Here is a 20,820-nt window from a genome sequence, read left to right on the forward strand (position 1 = left end):
AGCATTCTTTAAGCAGTGTTTTTCATCACCAAGCAGCCGGCCAGGCCCGCCCGGTTTGTAGTCGGCTTCCTGCTGACGCTGGGCCTGTGGCCGGGCACTACGGCCGCGCAGGTAGCCGGCAGTCCGAGCATCAACGAGTATTTTCGGGCGCAGAATCTGGACTCCGATCTGAGTTTTGGGCCGGGGCACAGCTTTCGGCGCGAAACGCAGATGCAGGACTCGGTCCGGGGAACCATCACCACATACTACCCTTCCGGCAAGGCGTGGCAGGTGGTGCCCTACGCCCACGTGCGTAAGCAAATCGTGGACGGAACGGAGCGGCGCTACTCCGAAACCGGGCAGCTACTGGCCGAAGAAGAATTTCGGCAGAACAAGCGCCACGGCGCGCTGCGCACCTATTACCCCAGCGGCCAGCTGCGCCGGCAGGAGCAGTACACCGACGGGCGGCAGACGGCGGCTCAGTGCTTCGGCCTCGATGGCAAAGCCGCGTCGTGCGGACCCTACACCGTGCTGCCCGAATTTCCCGGCGGCATTCGGGGCCTGATGCAGACGGTGACCCAGCGCACCAAGTACCCGGACGAAGCTCAGCAGAACGGCATCGAGGGCAAGGTGTACATCGGCTTTGTGGTGGATCGGCAGGGCCAGCTGCAAAACGTGCGCGTAACCAAGGGCGCACACGTGCTGCTCGACGAGGAAGCCCTGCGGGTGGTGCGCACGCTCAGCGGTTGGACGCCCGGCCGCCTCGATGGCGAAACGGCCGACGTGGTGTTTACCGTACCCGTTACTTTCCGCCTCGAGTAAACTGCGCCCGAAAAGCCGTTTGGCTTCGTACTTTTACGCCCTACTTCCGCGCCGCGCCAGCCCCAAACCATCCCGGTAACCGGGTTCGGCCGCGGAAACCTGTGTTTCATTCATGGACGAAAGCATCAAAGCAAAATACCAGCCCGTCATCGGTCTGGAAGTGCACGCGCAGCTGCTCACCCGCAGCAAAATGTACTCCTCGGACGAAAACGAGTACGGCGCGCTGCCCAACTCCAACCTGTCGGTGATTACCCTGGGCCACCCCGGCACGCTGCCGCGCATCAACCGCACGGCCGTGGAGTACGCCATCAAAATGGGCCTGGCCACGAACTGCCAGATTACGCGTGACAACCTGTTTGCGCGCAAAAACTACTTTTACCCCGACCTGCCCAAGGGTTACCAGATTACCCAGGACAAGACACCGCTCTGCACCAAGGGCCACGTGGATATCCGCCTTTCGGACGGCACGGTGAAGCCCATCGGCATCACCCGCATCCACATGGAAGAGGACGCGGGCAAGTCGATGCACCTGGCGGGCGAGACGGAAACGCTGGTGGACTTGAACCGCGCCGGCGTGCCCCTCATCGAAATCGTGTCGGAGCCCGATATTCGCGACGCCGACGAGGCCTACGCCTACCTCTCGGAAATCAAGAAGCTGGTGCAGTACCTCGACATCTGCGACGGCAACATGGAGGAAGGCTCCCTGCGCTGCGACGCCAACATTTCGGTGATGCCCGTGGGCTCCACGAAGTTCGGCACCAAGGTGGAGGTGAAGAACATGAACTCCTTCCGCAACGTGCAGCGCGCCATCGAGCACGAAATCGAGCGGCAGATTGCCCTGCTCGAAGCCGGCGAGGAAGTCATCAGCCAGACGCGCGGTTTCGACGCCACCACCGGCACCACGCAGGCCCAGCGTACCAAGGAAACGATGAACGACTACCGGTACTTCCCGGAGCCCGACCTGCCCCCGGTCATCGTGGACGACGCCTGGCTGCACCGCGTGCAGAGCGAGCTGCCGGCCCTGCCGCAGCAGCTCTACGCCCGCTTCACCGGCGAGCTGGGCCTTTCGGATTACGACGCCAATGTGCTCATCGCCGAGAAGGACATTGCCCTCTTCTTCGACGAGCTGACGCGCCTGACGCCCAACGCCAAGGCCGCTGCCAACTGGATTTCGGGCCCGGTGAAGTCCTTCCTGAACGAGCGCGCCCTCACCATCGGCGAGTTTCCGCTGAAGCCCCAGCACCTGGCCGACATCATCGGCCTGATCGACGCGGGCAAAATCAACCACTCCGTGGCGTCGAAGCAGCTGTTTCCGCACCTGCTGGAGCACGCCGCGCAGTCGGCCGCCGAAGCGGCCGAGCAGCTGGGCCTGCTGCAGCAAGCCGATTCGGGCGAGCTGGAAGCCATGGTGCAGCAGGTGCTCGACGCCAACCCGGCCAAAGTAGCCGAGTACCGCGCCGGCAAAAAGTCGTTGACCGGCATGTTCATGGGCGAGCTGATGAAGCTCACCAAGGGCAAGGCCGACCCCAAGCTGGCCAACCAGCTGCTGCGCGACAAGCTGGAGCAGGCCTAATTCCTGGCCGCTGCCTTGCAACCCAAACCCCACCCGCTGGCCTCCACGGGTGGGGTTCTTTTTTACCTGCTTATTCTTCTGGTATGTATCCGACCAAACTGGCGCTGCTCGCGCTGGCCACCGCTGTTACGTTGCCGGGCTGGGCCCAGCGCAAACCCGCTGCCGCCCCGAAGGCTACTACCAACTACGAAGTGCGCGGCCGGCTCACCCACGCGCCGGCCGGCACGCGCGTGCTTCTGGCGCACATCAGCCACGAGCAAGTCGTTATTGACTCCGCTACCACGGATGCAGCCGGGCGGTTTCAGCTGCGCGGCTCGGTACCTGGCCCGGATGTGTACATGCTGCGGGTGCGGGGGCAGCAACGGACCACCAACCTGGCCCTGGCCCCCAGCAGCCGCCTGCAGGTACGCGCCGATGCCACCCAGCTCTGGCGTACCGGGGAGGTAACGGGTTCCGCCGAAGCAGTAGCGCTGTCGGCCATGAACCGGGAGCATGCGCGGCTGATGGCCCACATTGAGGAGCTGGCGCAGCAGCGCGGCCAAAACGCCGACACTGCCGTCCAGCGGCGCATTCAGCGCGACTGGGACGGCACCATGGCTGCTTTCGGCGCGTCGTCGCTGCGGGTGGCACGCCACTCGTCGTATCTGGCGCCTTATGTCGTGGCCACTTTCCTGAGTGGGGTCGGGTCCGATGTGGCTTTTGTCGACTCGGCTACCGCGCGCTACGCCCGGCAGTGGCCCGCCTCGCCCTACACCCAGCGGCTGCTGAAATACCAAACTATCCGCCGCGCCACAGCCATCGGACAACCGGCTCCGGCGGTGCTGCTGACCAATCCGCAAGGGCAGCTTGTGAGCCTGAGCAGCCTGCGCGGCAAGTACGTGCTGCTCGATTTCTGGGCCTCCTGGTGCGGGCCCTGCCGCCAGGAAAATGCCCATCTGGCGCAGCTGTACCGGCGCTACCAACCCAAAGGCTTCGAAGTGTACGGCGTATCAGTTGACAGCAAAAAGGCCGACTGGACCAAGGCCATCGAGCAGGACGGCGTGACGTGGACGCAAGTCATTGATCCTCCCGGCGAGCAAAGTGTGGCCGCCAGCCGCTACGACATCATCGCGTATCCGACTACCTTTTTACTGGATCGGGAGGGGCGCATCATCGCCAAGAACCTGAGCGGCGAGGCGCTGGAGAAAAAACTGGCCGAGCTGCTGCCCTGAAACAGAGCGGGGCTTACCGCGGCAAGCCCCGCTATCAAATCCGCCTATAAGCTTCAACACCGCGACTTTCGAGCGTAGCCGAGGGGCATTGTGCGGTTCCTAATGTGTACCCTATGCTAGAGCGAATATTGGCCGGCGGCCGCAACTGTTGTGGGGCTACCCTGGGGCTGTGGTTAGTCGGTTGTTCGCTGACTAGCCGTGCGCAGGTCGATACCGTGCTGTACGACGCGTGGGTAGCCAGCCCCAATTTTCAGCTTTACCGGACAGCCGAGAATAGAAAACAAAGTCCCCGGGATGTCCTGGGGCTGCCCATCTCTACGCTGGGCGAGACGTGGCTGGTGGCGTACACGCCCGGGCGGCGCTTCAGCTACCGGCAGGCGTTAGCCCGCGGGGTATATTTTGGAAGCTTTGCCTCGCTGCCGGCCAACTTTCTGGGCAATGAGCAGGCGGTACGCTTGCGCCAGCTGCGTACCCGGTTGCGGCCCGGTGCGTTCGACAAAGCGGAGGTGCACCTTTCCGAGGGAGTGTATCCGCACGTTTCGCGCTACTGGCGTTCTATCGACCATTACTACCCAAGGCCCGGATTTTACCTGGGGCGGGCCAGGTTTAAGTGTATATCGTTGGGCACCATCTCACTACGGGTACTGGATTTGCGTTACCGTCCGCGCCGACACGCCCACCCGGTAATTACGGTGCAGGTGCCGGCGTACTTTATTACCGAACTCATTGCTTTCGACGGCCGGATGCATCCTTAGTTAGCAGCACCAGCGCTACGCTTATGCCGCGAGGCTCCTGGTTGCCGGGTTCTGAAGTCCCGTCGCTTATCTTGCCGCCATCTACTCTGCTCAGGCTAACCGTTACCACGATGCCGAAAATCTATCCCTTCCTGGCTGCGGCCCTGCTGGCCGTGCCGGCCATGGCCCAGCGCGCCAAACTGCCCAACGCCAAGCCCAACGTGGAAATCAGCGGCAAGCTGCAGAACGCTCCCGCGGGTACGAAAGTGTACGTGGTGGATGCCGGCAACGGTCGCTCCATGCGGCTTGACTCGGCTACGGTGGACGGGCAGGGCCGCTTCCGGCTGCGCGCCCGCGTGCCCGATGCGGCCGTGTATTACCTGGCGGTGGAGAAGCAGCAGGAGGCGATGGGCCTGCCGCTCGCGGCCGGCAGTAAGCTGCAGGTCAGCGGCGACGCCACCCGACTGGTGCAAACCGGAGCCGTGCGCGGCTCGGCCGAAGCCGATACCTACTTCAGCTTTCAGCAGGCCCGCATGCGCAACATGGAGCAGCTGCGCGCCCTGACCGGACCCTACAGGGCCGCTCAGGACGAGGCCACGAAAGCGGCCATCGAACGACAGTTCGAGGCGCTGGAAGCGGAGGCCGAGAACCGCGCCAAGCGCCTGGCCCGGCAGCCCGCCTCGTACCTGGCCCCGTACGCCGCCCTGACCCTGCTCGGCAACCAGGCACAGGCCGCGTTTCTGGACTCCGTGACGGCCGTGTACCAGAAGGTACAACCCCTTTCGCGCTACACTAAGGCGCTGCTGGAGCACCAGGCGCGGCAGCAAGCCACCGCCGTGGGCGCGCTGGCCCCCGACATTCAGTTGGCCGGCGCCGATGGGCAGTTGATTCCGCTCAGTAGCCTGCGCGGCAAGTACGTCATGATTGATTTCTGGGCCTCCTGGTGCGGACCCTGCCGTCAGGAAAACCCCAACGTGGTGCGCCTCTACAACGCTTACAAAAACAAAGGCTTCGAAATCTACGGCGTGTCCCTGGATCAGGACAAGGACAAGTGGCTCAAGGCTATCCGGGCGGATGGACTCACGTGGACCCACGTCTCGGACCTGAAAGGCTGGCAATCCAAGGCCGGGCAGGCCTACGGCGTGCAGTCCATTCCCGCCACCGTGCTGATTGATCCGCAGGGACGCATCATCGCCAAGAACCTGCGCGGCGAAGCGCTGGCAAAGAAAGTAGCGGCGCTGCTGCCCTGATAACCCTCCGCTGCGGCCCGAAGCTTAAGCCCCGCCGGCGTTGGTCGTTGGCGGGCTTTTTCGTTGCTTTGGTCTGAATATCTATTCTTTTCTATGTATTCTTTGTTGTTGGGCGGCTGCCTGGCGGCCGCATTCGGTGGCGCTCCGGAAACCTGCCAGCTCAGTGGCCGCGCCGAACACGCGCCGCCCGGCACCTGGGCGTACGTCTATCCGCCGGAGGTGAAGCTGGTGTCTGTCAATTGCCTCGACTCGGTACAGCTCGATGCCAAAGGCCGCTTTGCCCTGCAGGTACCGCTCAGCGCCGGACCGGAGTACTACCGGCTGCAGTTCTCGGGCCGGCCGGGCGGCTACTGGCCGGTGCCGCTGGCGCCCGGGCGTAGGGTCACCTTTAAGGGCGATATGCTGCCGACGGGTCCGATCAAGATGATGGGCGGCCGCTTCACCGGCTCGCCCGAAACGGATAGGGAAGACGAGTTCAGTGGCTTGTTCCGGCAGGCGTCTGCCGATAAGCGGGCGGGCAAGCCGGACAAAGTAGCGCAGGCCCAGGCCCGTATGCGCCAGCTGGTGCGCCGCCACCTCGATTCGTTTCAGGCCGCCTGGTGGACCAGCGCCTACCTGGCCCAGGAGCCGGAGCAGCGCGTGTTTGTCGATTCGATAACGACGGTGCTGCGCCAACACCAGCCCAACTCGCGCTTCACCCAGCGCCTGCTGGCCCGCCAGCGCCGCCTGCCGGAGCTGCAGCCCGGGCAGCTGGCGCCCAACTTTGCCCTGGCTACCGCCGCGGGCAGCGACTCGTTGCGGCTGGCCAGCCTGCGCGGCCGCTACGTGGTGCTGCATTTCTGGCACCCGTCGAGCCTGGACCCGGCGAAAGTGGTGATGGCGCCGGGCAGCCAGCTCACCGATCTGGTGCCGCTGTATCAGCGCCTGCAGGGGCGGCCGGCAGAGCTGGTGAGCGTGGCCCTTACGCCCGATATGCTGCTGTGGCAGGCCGCCGTGCAGCGCGAGCCGGCCGTGCGCTGGCCGCAGGCGCGGGAGGCGCAGGGCTACCGCGGCCGGTTGCCCGAGGCGCTGGGCTTCAACAAGTCGCCCAGCTTCGTGCTCATCGACCCCGAGGGCAAGCTGCTCGGTATCGGGCTGGAACTGAATGAGCTGGACCAGCAGTTGCGCCAATTGCTGCCGTAGCGGTGCCGGCGCGACAAGAAGGCCGTGCACAGTTCGGGACAAATCAGCAACTTGCACTGTTGTTAGCCCGGTGCGCGTAGCCGTGCCGTTGTCTTTGCCTTCATGAAATACCCTATGACCAGCCTGATTCTGGTAGCCTCGCTGCTGAGCGCCGCCGCCTGCACCGACGCTTCGTCGTCCAATACTACTGCCGCGGGCGGCCCCGGCTTCGAAATTACCGGCCAGCTGCGCAACGCCGCCGCGGGCACCAAGGTGTACCTGTCCGAGCTGACCAACAACCAGTTCGTGTCGCGCGATACGGCCACTACCGACGCGCAGGGCCGCTTCACCTTCCGCGGCACCGCCGCCGAGGCCGGGCTGTACCAGATCAAGCTCAACGAGCCGAACCAAGTGCTGCTGGCCCTTGATAACCAAACCAAGCTGCAGCTGACCGGCGACGCCCAGAAGCTTTCGGCTGATTACTCGGTGAAGGGTTCCAAGGACTCGGAAATGCTGCAGCAGCTCACCGGCCACATGCAGCGCGCCAACGGGCAGATGCAGGGCATCATGCAGCGCTACCAGACGAACGCGCAGGCGGGCCGGCAGGACTCCATGCAGCGCATTGAGGCGCAGTTCTATACCGTGCAGGCCCGCAACACGGCCGCGCTGAAGGCGCTGGTGCGCAAGAACCCCACGTCGGTGGTGTCGGCTTTTGCCCTGAGCAACCCGCAAATCATCAACGCCGACGAGAACTTCGGCTTTGCCGACTCGGTGGCCACGCAGCTGAAAAAAGCCCAGCCCAACGCGAGCTACACCAAGTCCTTGGTGCAGACGCTGGAGCCCTTGCGCAAAACCGCCGTGGGCACCGTAGCCCCCGACATCAAGCTGGCTACGCCCGAGGGCAAAACCGTGAGCCTGAGCAGCCTGCGCGGCAAGTACGTGCTGCTGGACTTCTGGGCTTCGTGGTGCGGGCCCTGCCGCCAGGAAAACCCCAACGTGGTGCGCACCTATCAGCAGTATAAGGACAAGAAATTCACCGTTTACGGCGTGTCGCTGGACCAGGACAAGGGCAAGTGGGAAAAGGCCATTCAAGCCGACGGCCTGACGTGGACCCACGTTTCGGACCTGAAGGGCTGGCAGTCGGCTGCCGGTCAGGCCTACGGCGTGCAGTCCATCCCGATGAACTTCCTGCTCGACCCGCAGGGCCGCATCATCGCCAAGAACCTGCGCGGCGAAGCCCTTACTGCTAAGCTGGCTTCGGTACTGAAGTAGTAGGGTAGCTGTAAAAAGCTGACCATACATCAAGAACAAAGGGCCTTCCCGCGCGGGAAGGCCCTTTTTCGTATCAGCACAGAACCAGTGCAGTGCGCTTCGGCTATTTAGGCCAAAAACATGCGCTGCAAGGCCTGCCAGAGCTGTTTTTTGCGCCCGTTGTCGTATTCGATGATTTCTACGTCGGCCGCGGGCAGGTAGGCCACGTCGCCGATGCGCACGGGCTCGTAGGGCTCCGTGCGCTTGGTGGCCACGTCGAGCAGGTTTTTGCCAAAGCCAATGACTTCGCGCACGGCCAGCCCCCGGGCCCGCAGCTCCTCCAGGCTCACCGGGTACGGCGAACGGACGTTGACGATAACGCACTCTTCCATCACGCGCTGAATGGCCTTGAGCATGTTGTTGAGAAACACGTTGCGCTGTACCCGCGGCAGGCGTGTGGGGTCTTCCAGGCGCACCAGTAGTACCAGCCCGTTGGCGTTGCTGCCAAGGGTATCGAACTCCACCGGCGGGCGCTGCGCCGCAACGGGTGGCGCCGCAGGTGCGGCAGGCACAGAGGCAGTAATCGAAGGCGCCGTTGGCGGAGCAGGCGCAGAAGTGGCCTGCGGGGCGTCGACGGGAGGAGCCGGGGCTGAAGGCGCTGGCGGGGCCGCGGCCTGCAGACGGGATGCCTTTAGGTCGGCCAGGGACGGCAGGCGGCCGGGGGCAGCCGGGGCTGGCTCCGGCGACATCGAGGCGGCAACGACCGGCTGCGCCACCGGGGCCTCGACTACCACGGCCGGAGCCGCGGGGGCAGTTGCCGGAGGCGGCACGGCCGCGGGAGTCGGTGGCGCGGCAGCCTGAACGGCCGCAAGGGCTACCGAGCCGGGTTCGGGCACTACGTAGAGCGGCGTGCCGGCGTACAGCTGCTGGTAGAAGGAAAGGGTAGCGTCATCCACGGGGTACGGGCGCGGAAAGTGAAACGGCGATGGAAGCGGCGCAAGGGCCAGGTAAAAGGTACGAGCTGCGGTGGGAAGAGTCAAGGGGCGCAGCCGCTGAGGCGCAATGCTAGTCCAGCTCGAACAGTGCCTTCAACTCGGTGGCTTCCTGCGGCTTCAGGCGGCCGGCTAGCACCAGGCGCAGCTGGCGGCGGCGCAGGGCGTCATCGTAGAGGCGGCTTTCGGCGGCCGTCTCCGGCACGGCTTCCGGTACGTCGATGGGGCGGCCCGACTGGTCGACGGCCACGAAGGTGAAAAAGGCCTCGTTGGACTTAATTTTGGTGCCCGAGGGAATGTCTTCGGCCCACACGTCGATGTGCACCTCCATGCTGGAGCTGAAGGAGCGCGTCACCTGCGCTTCCAGCGTCACCACGCTGCCCAGCTTGATGCCTTCGCGGAAGGATACGTTGTCGACCGAGGCCGTGACGACGATGCGGTTGGAATGGCGCTGGGCGGATATGGCAGCGGCCACGTCCATCAGGTGCATCATGCGGCCGCCCATCAGGTTGTTGAGCGTATTGGTGTCGTTGGGCAGTACCAGCTCGGTCATTCGCACGAAGGACTCGGAAACAGGCTTTTGTTTGCGCATGGCAGAAACGGCAAGGTGAAATTCAGGCGCAAAGATAGCCCAACGGCCGCGCCGCGCCGGGGCCCGGCAGCAAAAAGCCCCCGCACCATACGATGCGGGGGCTTGACAGACGTTGGACGTGCGAAGTGGGCTTTACGGCACCAGCACGCGCGAGGTATAGCGCTGCGGGCCCAGGGTGAGCTGCACCACGTATAGGCCCGGACTCAGGCGTTTGCCCTCGGCGCCCAGCGCAATGCGTTGCTGGCCGGCCGCGTAGCTGCGGGCGGGCGTGCTCAGCACCGTGCGGCCGAGCAGGTCGAGCACCTGCACCTGGGCCGTGGCGGCTTGGTCTAGGCTGAACTGCACCGCCGTTTCCGCGGTGAGCGGGTTGGGGGCCACGCTGATGCCGTGGCGGGCCATGTCGCGGGCGCTGTTCACGCTGGCGCGGCGCACCCGGATGTTGTCCAGATACAGGTAGTTGCCGGCGTTGGAAGTGGCCTCGAAGCGCAGCAGCAGCGTTTGGGCGCCTTGCTGGGCCGCAGGCACGTCTACCGTGGAGGTGACCCAGTCGGCGGCCGTGGGCACAAACGCCCCGCTCACGAACTGCCCGCTGGCATTGCTGGCCAGCTGGGCGGCCGTGTAGTACCCCTGCACCGACCACGTTGCGCCGCAGTCACTGCTGGTGGAAACCTGCAGCACCTCGCCCGAGGTGGCGGAGCGCCGGGCGTAGGCGCGGTCGAACACGACTTGGTAATCGGCGCCCGGGTTGGTGGTCAGGTTGATGGGCGGCGAGTACAGGGTGGAGGTGGTGCCGTTGGGGATGTTGGGGTTGCGCAGGCGCAGGCTGGCCGTGCCCTCGGTAGCAGCACCCGTGAAGCGCAGCCATTTCTCGGCGCCCGAAGACGTAGTTTCGTTGCGCCAGCTGCGGATGGGGTCCGTGGCATTGCTGGCCCAGTTCAGGTCCTCAAACGACTCGCGCAGCGGAGCCGACACGGCCGAGCTGGGCCCGATTACCCGAATCAGCTGCTGGCGCGTGGTGGTGCCCGGCCCAGCCGCGTTGCTTACCGTCAGCGCCACGTCGTACAGGCCGGGCGTGTTGTAGGTCACCTGCACGGTGCGCGCGGTGGAGGTGGCCGGCGTGCCGCCTGGAAAGCTCCATTGGTAGGTAGCGCCGGTGAGGTTGCCGTTGTAGGAATACTCAGTGAAAGTCACGCTGCTGCCCTGGCACACCGTGGTGGTGGAAGGCTGAAACGCTGCGACCGGCGCGCAGGGCACCAGGGGGTAGTTGTCGGTGGTACCGGTGGCCAGCAGGTTCGTCGCCGAAACCAGTGTGCTGCGGCAGCTCTGCGTCAGCGAGGCGCGCATCACGGCTACCTGCCCCAGGGTGAACATCTTGGCGCAGTTAGCATAGTCCATGTAGTTCTCGGTGTTGGCCACCGGGCCGCAGGTGGCCTCGTTCAGGTTGCAGTTCTGAAGGGCGCCCACCGTGTTGGGCGTGTCGGCAATGCCGTCGTCGAGGCCGCAGTTGCCCGGCTCGCCGGGCGTGTTGGTGCCGCCCCAGGTATGCGGCAGGCCGAAGTAGTGGCCCAGCTCGTGGGTGAGCGAGCGGGCGCAGAAATTCGTGCCGCAGGAGCGGCCGATGCCGGCAAACTGCGTGTTGCGAATCACGATGCCGTCGTAGAGCGAGCCGCCGTTGCAGGGCAGCAGGGCGTAGCCGCCCGCGCCGTTGGCGTTGTCCACCACCCAGATATTGAGGTAGCGGTTCACGTCCCAGCGAATCACGTTCTTGACGTTGTTGTCGCCCACGGCCGTTTGCGCGGAGTAGGTGCGCGTGATGCCGGTGGTGCAGTTGCCGTTGGGGTCTTTCTGCGCCAGCCGAAAGCGGAAGCCCGGCCGTGCCGCAATGGGCCGGAAGCGCGGGTCGATGGTGGCCGTATCCGCGTTTTCCTTGTTGAAGTCGCGGTTGATGATGCGCAGCGCATCCGCCACCTGCAGGTCCGAAATGTTGTTGACTCCACCGGTGTGGATGATGTGCACCACCACGGGCACGGTCACATCGGGCTGGGCCTGGATGCGGGCCTGATCAGCGGGCGACATCTGCCGCACGCGGCGCAGAAAATCCTGGTAGTCCTGCTGCAGGCCGGGGTTGCGCGCAAACTCGGCTTGCTGCACGCTGTCGTAGGCGCAACGGAAGCCGTAGGTGTGCTCCGGGCGCAGTCGGCGCTGGGCCGTAGCCTTGCCAACCGAGCCCAGCAACACGGCCGCCGCCAGCCCAAGGATGGGTAACGTTTTGCGAAACATGAAGGGGTGAAGGGTGAGGGATGGGTGGTGCGGCCTGCCCCCACGAAAAGCGGCCGGCGCGCGGCGCTCAATGTACGCACAAAGCAGACTACTAATGCAGTAGCCGGCATCTACGCGGCTTATTCGCCCCAGCCAGCCGCCCCGCGCAGCGGCACAAACCGGAATTCCTCGAAGTCCTCGCGGGCAAAGCCGTCGGCCGACTCGCGCGTGACGCGTACCATGCGCTGCACCTGCTCGTTGCCCACGGGCACCACCAGCACCCCGCCGATGGTGAGCTGCTGCAGCAGCGGCCGGGGCAGGGCCGGCGCGGCCGCCGTGACCAGGATGCGGTCGAACGGGGCATGTGCGGGCAGGCCCACCGAGCCGTCGCCGCAAAACAGGTGGGCGCGGCCGTAGCCCAGCTGCGCCAGCCGCTGGCGCGTGCGCTCAAACAGCACCCGGTTGTACTCGATGCTGAGCACCTCGGCCCCGAGCGTGAGCAGCACCGAGCACTGGTAGCCCGACCCCGTGCCCACTTCCAGCACGCGCTGGCCTTCGCGCACCTGCAGCAGCTCCGTCTGGCAGGCCACGGTGTAGGGCTGCGAGATGGTTTGGCCTTCGCCGATGGGAAAGGCCTTGTCGTGGTAGGCGTGCGATTCGAAGGCCGGCTCGAAGAACAGGTGGCGCGGCACCAGCGCCAACGCACCCAGCACCCGCTCGTCGCGAATGCCTTTGCGGGCCAGCTCGGCCACCAGGGCGCGGCGCTGGCCACGGTGGCGGTACGAGTCGGCGGCGGAAGGGGTGGGCGGGGGAACGGCAGGCATGGCGGTACGGGGAAAACACCCCTACCTTTGCGCGAAGCGGGTGGGCTGGTTTCACCCGCAAAGCTACGGCGGCGCAGCCTTTCTGCTACGGCCGAGCGGCCCGTTTTCCGTTTCCATTCCCGTTCTACCGTTGATTCGCACCCTGCAAAAGCTCAAGCTGCTGGCCGCCGACTTTGGCGCGGGCCTGCTGGCCTGGGGATGCTTTTACCTGCTGCGCAAGTACTTGCTGAGCGAAATCAACGCCGGCTACCGCTTCACTGGCAACCAGCTGTTCACCCTCACCGGCTCGGCCCTGATGATTGCCGCGTTCTGGGTGCTGCTGTACGCGCTTATCGGCGAGTACCGCGACATTTTTCGCAAGTCCCGCGTCGGCGAGATTATCCGGCTGGCGCGCATTTCCTTCCTGGGCGCGGTGGTCATCTTCTTTGCCCTGCTGCTCGACGACCAGGGCGTGAGCAACTACCGGCTCTACTACAAGACCATTTCGGCCTACTTCCTGCTGCACTTCACCATCACGGCCGTGCTGCGCACCTGGGCCATTACCAGTATTCAGGGGCTGGTGCTGCGGCGGGTTATTGCCTTCAACACGCTCATCGTAGGCTCCAGCCCGCTGGCGCTGGAAACCTACCGCGAATTGGAGCGCTCCAACCGCCACCTGGGCCTCAACATCATGGGCTTCGTGCCCGTGGGCGATACGGTGGATGCGGACCTGGCCACCGAGTTGCCCCGGCGCGGCTCCTACGAGCGGCTGCCCGCGCTCATCCGGGCCCTGCAAGTGGAGCAGGTGGTAGTGGCACTGGAGCCATCTGAGCACCAGATGATTCAGCAGGTGCTCACGCAGCTGGAAGGCAGCCCCGCCCGCGTGAGCGTACTGCCCGACGTATACCAGATCCTGCTGGGCTCGGTGAAGGTGAATCACCTGTTCGGCACGCCGCTGATCGAAATCAAGCACGATCTGCTGCCGGTGTGGCAGGAAGTGACCAAGCGCGGCATCGACGTGGTGGGCTCGGGGTTGTTTCTGCTGCTGGCCTGGCCGGTGTACGCCTTCACCGCCATCATGGTGCGGCTGTCCTCAAAGGGCCCGATTTTCTTCGCCCAGGAGCGCATCGGCAAGCACGGCAAGCCCTTCAAAATCTATAAGTTTCGCTCCATGTACGTGGATGCGGAGCGGCTCGGCCCGGCCTTGTCGAGCAAGAACGACCCGCGCATCACGCCCTGGGGCCGCTTTATGCGCAAGGTGCGCCTCGACGAGCTGCCGCAGTTCTGGAACGTGCTGCGCGGCGACATGAGCCTAGTGGGCCCGCGCCCCGAGCGGCAGTTCTACATCGACCAGATCATGAAAGTGGCCCCGCACTACCGCCACCTGCACCGCGTGCGCCCCGGCATCACCTCGCTGGGGCAGGTGAAGTACGGCTACGCCGAGACCGTGGCCGAGATGGTGCAGCGCCTCAAATACGACATCCTCTACATCGAAAACATGTCCCTGGCCATGGACTTCCGCGTGATGCTTTACACGCTGAAAATCATCGTGGAAGGCCGGGGGAAATAATGTACTGATGAGGCTGAATGTGCTGATGCCTGACGTGAGCAAATCGAACATTCCGGCAGACAAAGCATTAGTACATCAGCGTATTACTCACACTAGCACAGTACCACCTTGTTTACCGGCATCATCGAAGCACTCGGCACCATCACCGAAGTGCGCACCGAAGGCACCAACCGCCATTTTACCGTCGTCTCGCCCTTTTTCAGCGAACTGCAGATTGATCAGAGCGTGGCCCACGACGGCGTGTGCCTCACGGTGGTAGCGCTGGATGCTGCCGCCGGCACGCATACCGTCACGGCCATCGATGAGACGCTGCAAAAGACCAACCTGGGCAGCTGGGCCGAAGGCCGGCAGGTAAACCTAGAGCGTTGCCTCTCGGCCAACGGCCGCTTTGACGGCCACATCGTGCAGGGCCACGTGGATCTGACAGCTACCTGCGAAGCGGTGGAGGACCAGAACGGCTCCTGGCTGTACCGCTTCCGCCACGCCACCGGCCCCGGCCGCGTGACGGTGGAGAAGGGCTCCATCTGCATCAACGGCGTGAGCCTGACCTGCTTCAACAGCACCGACGACGGTTTCTCGGTGGCCATTATCCCATACACCTACGAGCACACCACCTTCCAGCACCTGCGCCCCGGCGACCTGGTGAACCTGGAGTTTGACATCGTGGGCAAGTACGTGGCCAAGCTGCTGGGCAAATAGGCCGCCTTCGCGCCCGGATACGTAGCGGGGTAATCCAGCCTGTGCAGTTCCTTTCGTCAACCATGAATCGAAGTGGCCGGTTAGCAGTAGCCTTATTAGCCGTTACACTGCTGGCCGGCGGCGCTTTCGGGCTCTGGTACTCGAACACCGATGCGCCCTTTGTCAGTTACCGCGTGGACCCGCGCCACCAGCGGCTGCAACTGTACTGGCGGGACGAACAAAACCGTCCCTTCCGCAGCCTGGGGCAGTTGAAGATGTGGTTGCAAGCGCGAGGCCAGACGTTGCTGTTTGCCACCAATGGCGGTATGTACCACTCGGGCAACGTGCCGGTAGGCCTGTTCATCCAGGGCGGCAAAACCTTGATGCCGCTTGACACGACTTCCGGCACCGGCAACTTCTACCTCAAGCCCAACGGCGTATTCTACCTGACCGCCGATGGGCGCGCCGGCGTTTGCCGCACGCAGGACTTCCGCCCACGCAAACGGGTCAGCTACGCTACCCAGTCGGGGCCCATGCTGGTGATGGACGGGCGCATTCACCCCGCGCTGCAGCCGGGTTCCAAGAACTTGAACGTGCGCAACGGGGTGGGTCTATTGCCCGATGGCCGGGTGCTGTTTGCCATGTCGAAGCAGGAAATCAACTTCTACGACTTCGCGGAGTACTTCCGCCGGCAAGGCTGCCGCAACGCCCTGTACCTCGATGGGTTCGTGTCGCGCACCTATGCGCCGGCGCAGGACTGGGCGCAGACCGACGGCGACTTCGGCGTCATCATCGGCGTGACGGCTAAATAAACCGCTCTATGGCACTTTTAGGCGGCATTTGCGTAGGAGTAAAAGGATCAACTCCTTCACCGCCATGTCGAAACGCGAACTGATAGAACCCACGCCCGGCGACAAGCGCTACGTGCGCCGCAACGATAAGGGCCAGTTTACCAGCGAAGTGGACATTCACCGCTCCCTTTCGCAGGATGATAAGCACAATTCCCGCGTCACCAGCCGCTCCGGCCAGGGCGACCGGGGCGACGGCCACACCGGCAACCGCAAACCTGCCAAATAGGCTTTCAGCCAACTAAAAAGGCCCTTGCTGCGCAGCAAGGGCCTTTTTGTTGAGGGTACTTAAGCCACCGGGTTGTCGATGGAGGGCTCATGCGGCCACCAGCGCCGGGCGCCTTGCCGGTAAAGTGTATAACAGCCCCAGGCCAGCAGGCTGCCGAGGGTGGCACCGGCCAGCACGTCGGAAGGGTAATGCGCAGCCAGGTAAATGCGGCTGTAGCTCACCAGCAGTGCCCACAGGAGCACGGCCACTTTCAGCGGCCAGTAGCGGCGCGGCAGCACCAGCGTCAGGAACACCACCAACGCGAAGGCGTTGGCCGCGTGCGAAGAAATAAAGCCAAACTGCCCGCCGCAGCCGTTGGCCAAGTTCAGCGACTCAGAGATGAACGGATCGTGGCAGGGACGCAGGCGGGCAAAAAAAGGCTTGAAAAAGCGGCTGGAGATGCTGTCGGCCAAGCCGACGCTCAGGCCCAGCAGGGGCACCAGCAGCAGGGCGCGCCGGCGAAAGTAGTAGGCCAGGGCCAGTACCATCACGAAGTACGCCGGAAACCACACGAGGCGGTCGGAAAAGAAAATCATGAGCCGGTCGAGGGCCGGGGTGGCGGTGCTATTGGCCGCCACCAGCAGCCAGCGGTCCAGCTTCTGCAACTGGTCAATCAAGCGAAGTGGGCGAATGGGCGAGCCAATTTACGCCCTTTTTCAGCCACTGTTGGGTTTCGGCCTCGGCCGAGCCGGGTGCGGGCTGCAGGTTGTAGTGCCATTCACAGCGCGGGGGCAGGCTCATCAGGATGCTTTCGGTGCGGCCGCCGGCTTCCAGGCCGAACTTGGTGCCGCGGTCGATGGCCAGGTTGAACTCGGCGTAGCGCCCGCGGCGCACCATCTGCCACTGGATTTCCCGCTCGCTGTAGGGCAAGTCGGCGTTGCGGCGCATCAGCTCGCAGTAGGTGCGGCCGTACACCTCGCCCACGGCTTTCACGAAGGCAAACAGCTCGTCCCGGTCGCCGTGCTGGCCCACGATGAGGCGGTCGAAGAAGATGCCGCCCACGCCGCGGGTTTCCTGGCGGTGGGTGAGGAAGAAGTACTCGTCGGCCCAGTCCTTGAAGCGCTGGTAGTAGCTCGCGTCGTGCTGCTGGCAAACCTCGAAGATCTGCTCGTGGAACCAGCGCGCCTGCTTCTCGTCCACGTAAATCGGCGTCAGGTCGAGGCCGCCGCCAAACCAGGAGTCGCCGTTGCCAGCCTCGAAGTAGCGCACGTTCATGTGCGAGATGGGCACGCGGGGGCTGCGCGGGTGCTGCACCACCGATACGCCGGTGGCGAAGTAGCGCGGGTCGGGCATGAGCAGCTGCCGGGCGGCGCGCTCGTCCATCTCGCCCCAGGTGGCCGAGAAGTTCACGCCGCCTTTCTCCAGGATGCGCCCGTTCTGAATCACGCGCGACTCGCCGCCGCCGCCCGAATGGTGCTGCCACACGTCGGGCTGGAAGGTGGCGCCGCCGTCGGTGGTTTCGAGTTCGGTGTAGAGCCACTTCTGGAAGCTGCGCATCCACTGCTCTACTTGCTGGCGGAAGGGCGTAACGGTCGGGTCGGGAGCGGTCATGGCGGGGGCAAAAGCGGGGGAGAGCAGCGCAGCTTCCATGGGGCAGATTGGCTTGGTTTCGGAGGCGAAATAACGCCGTGGCCCCGCGCCAAGAGCTGACCAATGTCAGGCCGGCACCTGTTATTTGTCACCGCAAAGGTGGCAGGTTTTTGATGCCGAGCAGCACCGGCCGCTTAGTCGCGCAGCTCGGACTGGCGCAGGTGCACCGGCTCGACGTTTTTGCGCAGGCGCATGTTGAGCAGCTCTACCACCAGCGAAAAGGCCATGGAGAAGTACACGTAGCCTTTCGAAATTTCCTGGTGCAGCGCCTCGGCCACCAGCAGCACCCCGATCATGATCAGAAAGGAGAGGGCCAGCATTTTGATGGTGGGGTTGCGGTTGACGAAGTCGGCGATGAGGCGCGCAAAGGCCAGCATCACACCCATCGACAGGACCACGGCCACAATCATCACCAGCACGTTGCTCACCAGGCCCACGGCCGTCAGAATGGAGTCGAAGCTGAACACGATGTCGATGAGCACGATCTGCACCAGCACGCGGGAAAAGCTGTGGGCCGCGCTGCCTGGCTGGTGCTCATCCTCTGTGCCCTGTAGCTTGTTGTGGATTTCGGTGGTGCTCTTGGCCAGCAGGAAGAGGCCGCCGCCCAGCAAAATCAGGTCGCGGCCCGACACGCCGTGGTCGGGGCCGAGCACGGGCAGGTCCAGGGTGAACAACGGCTCTTTCAGCCCCACAATCCACGAAATGCTCAGCAGCAGCCCGATGCGGAACACCAGCGCCAGCAGCAAGCCCAGCGTGCGGCCGCGCTGGTGCTGCTCCGGCGGCAGGCGGTTCACGACGATGGAGATGAAGATGATGTTGTCGATACCCAACACGATTTCCATGAACGTGAGGGTCAGCAAACTCACCCACGTTTCGGGGCTGGCGAAGGCAGAGAGGTCGAACATAGGGCTGCTTACGGCGCGCTGGGGCAGAAGATGTACTTCAGGCGCCGGAGCGGCCCGCGGCGTACCGGCACGAGCGGGCCGGGCCCGGCAGCGGACGATGCTAACAAGTGTTTGGCTGGCGTGCGCCGCATCTGCCCCCAATGCCGTATTTTCGCAGCCTCTGCTACCCGTCTCTCCTCGCATGCAAAGCCCCACCGCCCTGGAAACCCCCGATACCGACTTTACCACTGCGCACCCTGAGCGCGCCACGCTGCTGCGCGCCTATCGCCTGATGCATACCTCGGCCGAAATGGCCCGCATCTACGAGGAAAACAAGGCGGTGACGGCCAAGTACGTGCACGCTTCGGCCCGCGGCCACGAGGCCATTCAGCTGGCGGCGGCCTTCCAGCTGCGCGAAACCGACTATTGCGCCCTCTACTACCGCGACGATGCCTTCATGCTGGGCCTGGGCCTGCGCCCCTACGAGCTGATGCTGCAGCTTATGGCCAAGCGCGACGACCCGTTCTCGGGCGGGCGCACGTATTACTCGCACCCCTCGCTGCGCCGCGCCGGCATCCCGGTTATTCCGCACCAGAGCTCGGCCACCGGCATGCAGGCCATTCCGGCCACCGGCATGGCCCACGGCCTGCACTACCTCGAAAGCCAGGGCCTGCTCGGAGCCGGGCAGCCCGTGGTGCTGTGCTCCATCGGCGACGGGGCCATGACGGAGGGCGAAGTAGCCGAAGCCCTGCAGATGGCCGTGCTGCACCAGCTGCCCATCGTGTACTTGGTGCAGGACAACGAGTGGGGCATATCGGCTACGGGCCGCGAAATGCGCGCCATGGATGCCTACGAGTTTGCGGCTGGCTTCAAGGGCCTGCACCGCCTGCGCTGCGACGGTGCTGACTTCGTGGACAGCTACGCCACCATGCAGGCCGCCGTGCAACACGCGCGCCAGACGCGCGGCCCCGTGCTGGTGCACGCCAAATGCCCCTTGCTGGGCCACCACACCAGCGGCGTGCGCCGCGAGTGGTACCGCGGCGACAACCTCGCCGAGCACCAGCAAAACGACCCGCTGCCGCGCTTCCACCAGCAGCTGCTCACGGAGGGCTTCACGGAAGGCGAGCTGGGCTACGCCGCTGCCCAGGCCCAGGCCACGGTGCAAGACGACTACCAGGCCGCTTTAAATGCACCCAACCCCGACCCGGCCACCTTCGATCAGCACGAATTCGCGCCGGCAGCCGTGACCGAGGAAGCCGGCGAGCGGAGCCCGGCCGGGGCCGACAAGGCCATCATGGTTGACGCAGCCTTGCACGCCGTGGACGACATCCTGCAGGAGTTTCCCGAGGCCTTGTTCTACGGCCAGGATGTGGGCGGGGAGCTGGGTGGCGTGTTCCGTGAAGCGGCCCTGCTGGCCAAGAAGTACGGCGACGCCCGCGTGTTCAACACGCCCATCCAGGAGGCTTACATCGTCGGCTCGACGGCCGGCATGTCGGCCGTGGGCGCCAAGGCCATTGTGGAAATTCAGTTTGCCGACTACATCTGGCCGGCGCTGAACCAGCTGGTGGAGGAGCTGTCGAAATCCTGCTACCTCTCCAACGGCAAGTTTCCGGTGCAGAGCCTGATCCGCGTGCCCATTGGGGCGTACGGCGGGGGCGGGCCCTACCACTCGGGCTCCATCGAAAGCACGCTGCTCACCATTCGCGGCATCAAGGTGGTGTACCCCTCGAACGCGGCCGACATGAAGGGCCTGATGCGCGCCGCCTTCCTCGACCCGAACCCCGTGGTGATGCTGGAGCACAAAGGCCTGTACTGGAGCAAAGTAGCCGGCACCGAGGACGCCAAAACCGTGGAGCCGGCCGCCGGCTACGTCGTGCCGCTGGGCAAGGCCAACGTGGTGCAGCAGGCCTCCGCGGAGAAGCTCCGTCAGGGCGACACCTGCGTGGTCATCACCTACGGCATGGGCGTGTATTGGGCCAAGGCTGCCAGCAAGCAGCTGCCCGGTCAGGTCGAAATTCTGGACCTGCGCACCCTGAATCCGCTCGACTGGGAGGCCGTGCAGGCTGCTACCGAACGCCACGGCAAAGTGCTGGTGCTGACGGAAGAACCCTTGATGAACTCCTTTGCCGAGTCGTTGGCGGGCCGCATTCAGCGCCACTGCTTCCAGCGTCTCGACGCGCCGGTGTTTACGCTGGGCGCCGCCAACCTGCCCGCCATTGCCCTGAACGTGGAGCTGGAAAAGCAGATGCTGCCCAATGCCGACAAGAGCCTAGCGGCCCTACAGGAGCTGCTGAGCTACTAACTGGGCTTGGCCCTGACAGCAAAAAAGGCTCCCGATGTCGGGAGCCTTTTTTG

The 20,820-nt window shown here is 64.6% G+C and carries 19 protein-coding genes; 12 read left to right on the top strand and 7 right to left on the bottom strand.

Features of this window, described 5'->3' with window-relative positions:
- The first annotated feature begins 15 nt into the window (after nucleotides 1-15).
- The 7 genes from B0919_RS09440 to B0919_RS09470 all read left to right on the top strand — a co-directional run bounded on the left by B0919_RS09440 (nucleotide 16) and on the right by B0919_RS09470 (nucleotide 8,002).
- Nucleotides 16-801 carry an energy transducer TonB gene (locus tag B0919_RS09440; protein ID WP_078011983.1) on the top strand — a complete coding sequence of 262 codons (786 nt, stop codon included), beginning with the start codon at nucleotides 16-18 and terminating at the stop codon, nucleotides 799-801.
- Nucleotides 802-913: 112 nt separating this feature from the next.
- Complete coding sequence (gatB, locus tag B0919_RS09445; RefSeq protein ID WP_078011984.1) at nucleotides 914-2,374, top strand: Asp-tRNA(Asn)/Glu-tRNA(Gln) amidotransferase subunit GatB; 1,461 nt, start codon at nucleotides 914-916, stop codon at nucleotides 2,372-2,374.
- A gap of 83 nt (nucleotides 2,375-2,457) precedes the next feature.
- Complete coding sequence (locus B0919_RS09450; RefSeq protein WP_078011985.1) at nucleotides 2,458-3,585, top strand: TlpA disulfide reductase family protein; 1,128 nt, start codon at nucleotides 2,458-2,460, stop codon at nucleotides 3,583-3,585.
- 215 nt (nucleotides 3,586-3,800) lie between these two features.
- The gene (locus B0919_RS09455; protein WP_176132956.1) at nucleotides 3,801-4,340 is read left to right on the top strand and encodes a hypothetical protein; all 540 of its coding nucleotides are present in this window, start codon (nucleotides 3,801-3,803) and stop codon (nucleotides 4,338-4,340) included.
- Between the two features lie 110 nt (nucleotides 4,341-4,450).
- A complete protein-coding gene (locus B0919_RS09460; RefSeq protein WP_176132958.1) occupies nucleotides 4,451-5,569 on the top strand; it encodes a TlpA disulfide reductase family protein in 1,119 nt (372 codons plus the stop codon).
- A gap of 93 nt (nucleotides 5,570-5,662) precedes the next feature.
- Nucleotides 5,663-6,751, top strand: coding sequence for a peroxiredoxin family protein (locus B0919_RS09465; protein ID WP_139362020.1), 1,089 nt, complete (start codon nucleotides 5,663-5,665; stop codon nucleotides 6,749-6,751).
- A gap of 102 nt (nucleotides 6,752-6,853) precedes the next feature.
- The gene (locus B0919_RS09470; RefSeq protein ID WP_078011989.1) at nucleotides 6,854-8,002 is read left to right on the top strand and encodes a TlpA disulfide reductase family protein; all 1,149 of its coding nucleotides are present in this window, start codon (nucleotides 6,854-6,856) and stop codon (nucleotides 8,000-8,002) included.
- 107 nt (nucleotides 8,003-8,109) lie between these two features.
- Here the strand turns inward: B0919_RS09470 and B0919_RS09475 are convergent, their stop codons facing one another.
- The 4 genes from B0919_RS09475 to B0919_RS09490 all read right to left on the bottom strand — a co-directional run bounded on the left by B0919_RS09475 (nucleotide 8,110) and on the right by B0919_RS09490 (nucleotide 12,648).
- A complete protein-coding gene (locus B0919_RS09475; RefSeq protein ID WP_078011990.1) occupies nucleotides 8,110-8,937 on the bottom strand; it encodes a hypothetical protein in 828 nt (275 codons plus the stop codon).
- A gap of 109 nt (nucleotides 8,938-9,046) precedes the next feature.
- Complete coding sequence (locus B0919_RS09480) at nucleotides 9,047-9,565, bottom strand: acyl-CoA thioesterase (protein WP_078011991.1); 519 nt, start codon at nucleotides 9,563-9,565, stop codon at nucleotides 9,047-9,049.
- Between the two features lie 132 nt (nucleotides 9,566-9,697).
- Entirely contained in the window at nucleotides 9,698-11,845 is a 2,148-nt protein-coding gene (locus B0919_RS09485) for a M43 family zinc metalloprotease (RefSeq protein ID WP_078011992.1), read from the bottom strand.
- Between the two features lie 119 nt (nucleotides 11,846-11,964).
- Nucleotides 11,965-12,648: a protein-L-isoaspartate(D-aspartate) O-methyltransferase gene (locus tag B0919_RS09490; RefSeq protein WP_078011993.1), complete on the bottom strand. Its 684-nt coding sequence runs from the start codon at nucleotides 12,646-12,648 to the stop codon at nucleotides 11,965-11,967.
- 130 nt (nucleotides 12,649-12,778) lie between these two features.
- Here B0919_RS09490 and B0919_RS09495 point away from each other — a divergent pair, with 130 nt between their 5' ends.
- The 4 genes from B0919_RS09495 to B0919_RS09510 all read left to right on the top strand — a co-directional run bounded on the left by B0919_RS09495 (nucleotide 12,779) and on the right by B0919_RS09510 (nucleotide 15,952).
- Nucleotides 12,779-14,197: a sugar transferase gene (locus B0919_RS09495; protein WP_254846530.1), complete on the top strand. Its 1,419-nt coding sequence runs from the start codon at nucleotides 12,779-12,781 to the stop codon at nucleotides 14,195-14,197.
- 108 nt (nucleotides 14,198-14,305) lie between these two features.
- A complete protein-coding gene (locus tag B0919_RS09500) occupies nucleotides 14,306-14,896 on the top strand; it encodes a riboflavin synthase (protein WP_078011995.1) in 591 nt (196 codons plus the stop codon).
- Nucleotides 14,897-14,958: 62 nt separating this feature from the next.
- Nucleotides 14,959-15,687: a phosphodiester glycosidase family protein gene (locus B0919_RS09505; protein ID WP_078011996.1), complete on the top strand. Its 729-nt coding sequence runs from the start codon at nucleotides 14,959-14,961 to the stop codon at nucleotides 15,685-15,687.
- Nucleotides 15,688-15,751: 64 nt separating this feature from the next.
- Entirely contained in the window at nucleotides 15,752-15,952 is a 201-nt protein-coding gene (locus B0919_RS09510; protein WP_078011997.1) for a hypothetical protein, read from the top strand.
- 59 nt (nucleotides 15,953-16,011) lie between these two features.
- Here B0919_RS09510 and B0919_RS09515 read toward each other — a convergent pair whose 3' ends face one another.
- From B0919_RS09515 to B0919_RS09525, 3 genes are all read right to left on the bottom strand, one after another.
- Entirely contained in the window at nucleotides 16,012-16,608 is a 597-nt protein-coding gene (locus B0919_RS09515) for a phosphatase PAP2 family protein (RefSeq protein ID WP_078011998.1), read from the bottom strand.
- Nucleotides 16,601-17,581 (bottom strand): oxygen-dependent coproporphyrinogen oxidase, encoded by a 981-nt coding sequence (gene hemF, locus B0919_RS09520; protein WP_254846531.1) that lies wholly within the window; start codon nucleotides 17,579-17,581, stop codon nucleotides 16,601-16,603. Before hemF ends, B0919_RS09515 begins: the two co-directional genes overlap by 8 nt.
- Nucleotides 17,582-17,715: 134 nt before the next feature.
- The gene (locus B0919_RS09525; protein ID WP_078011999.1) at nucleotides 17,716-18,486 is read right to left on the bottom strand and encodes a TerC family protein; all 771 of its coding nucleotides are present in this window, start codon (nucleotides 18,484-18,486) and stop codon (nucleotides 17,716-17,718) included.
- 181 nt (nucleotides 18,487-18,667) lie between these two features.
- Between B0919_RS09525 and B0919_RS09530 the strand changes: the two genes are divergently transcribed.
- Nucleotides 18,668-20,767, top strand: coding sequence for a thiamine pyrophosphate-dependent enzyme (locus tag B0919_RS09530; RefSeq protein WP_078012000.1), 2,100 nt, complete (start codon nucleotides 18,668-18,670; stop codon nucleotides 20,765-20,767).
- Nucleotides 20,768-20,820: the final 53 nt, after the last annotated feature.

It is taken from the genome of Hymenobacter sp. CRA2 (genome assembly GCF_002007105.1).
Lineage (GTDB): Bacteria > Bacteroidota > Bacteroidia > Cytophagales > Hymenobacteraceae > Solirubrum.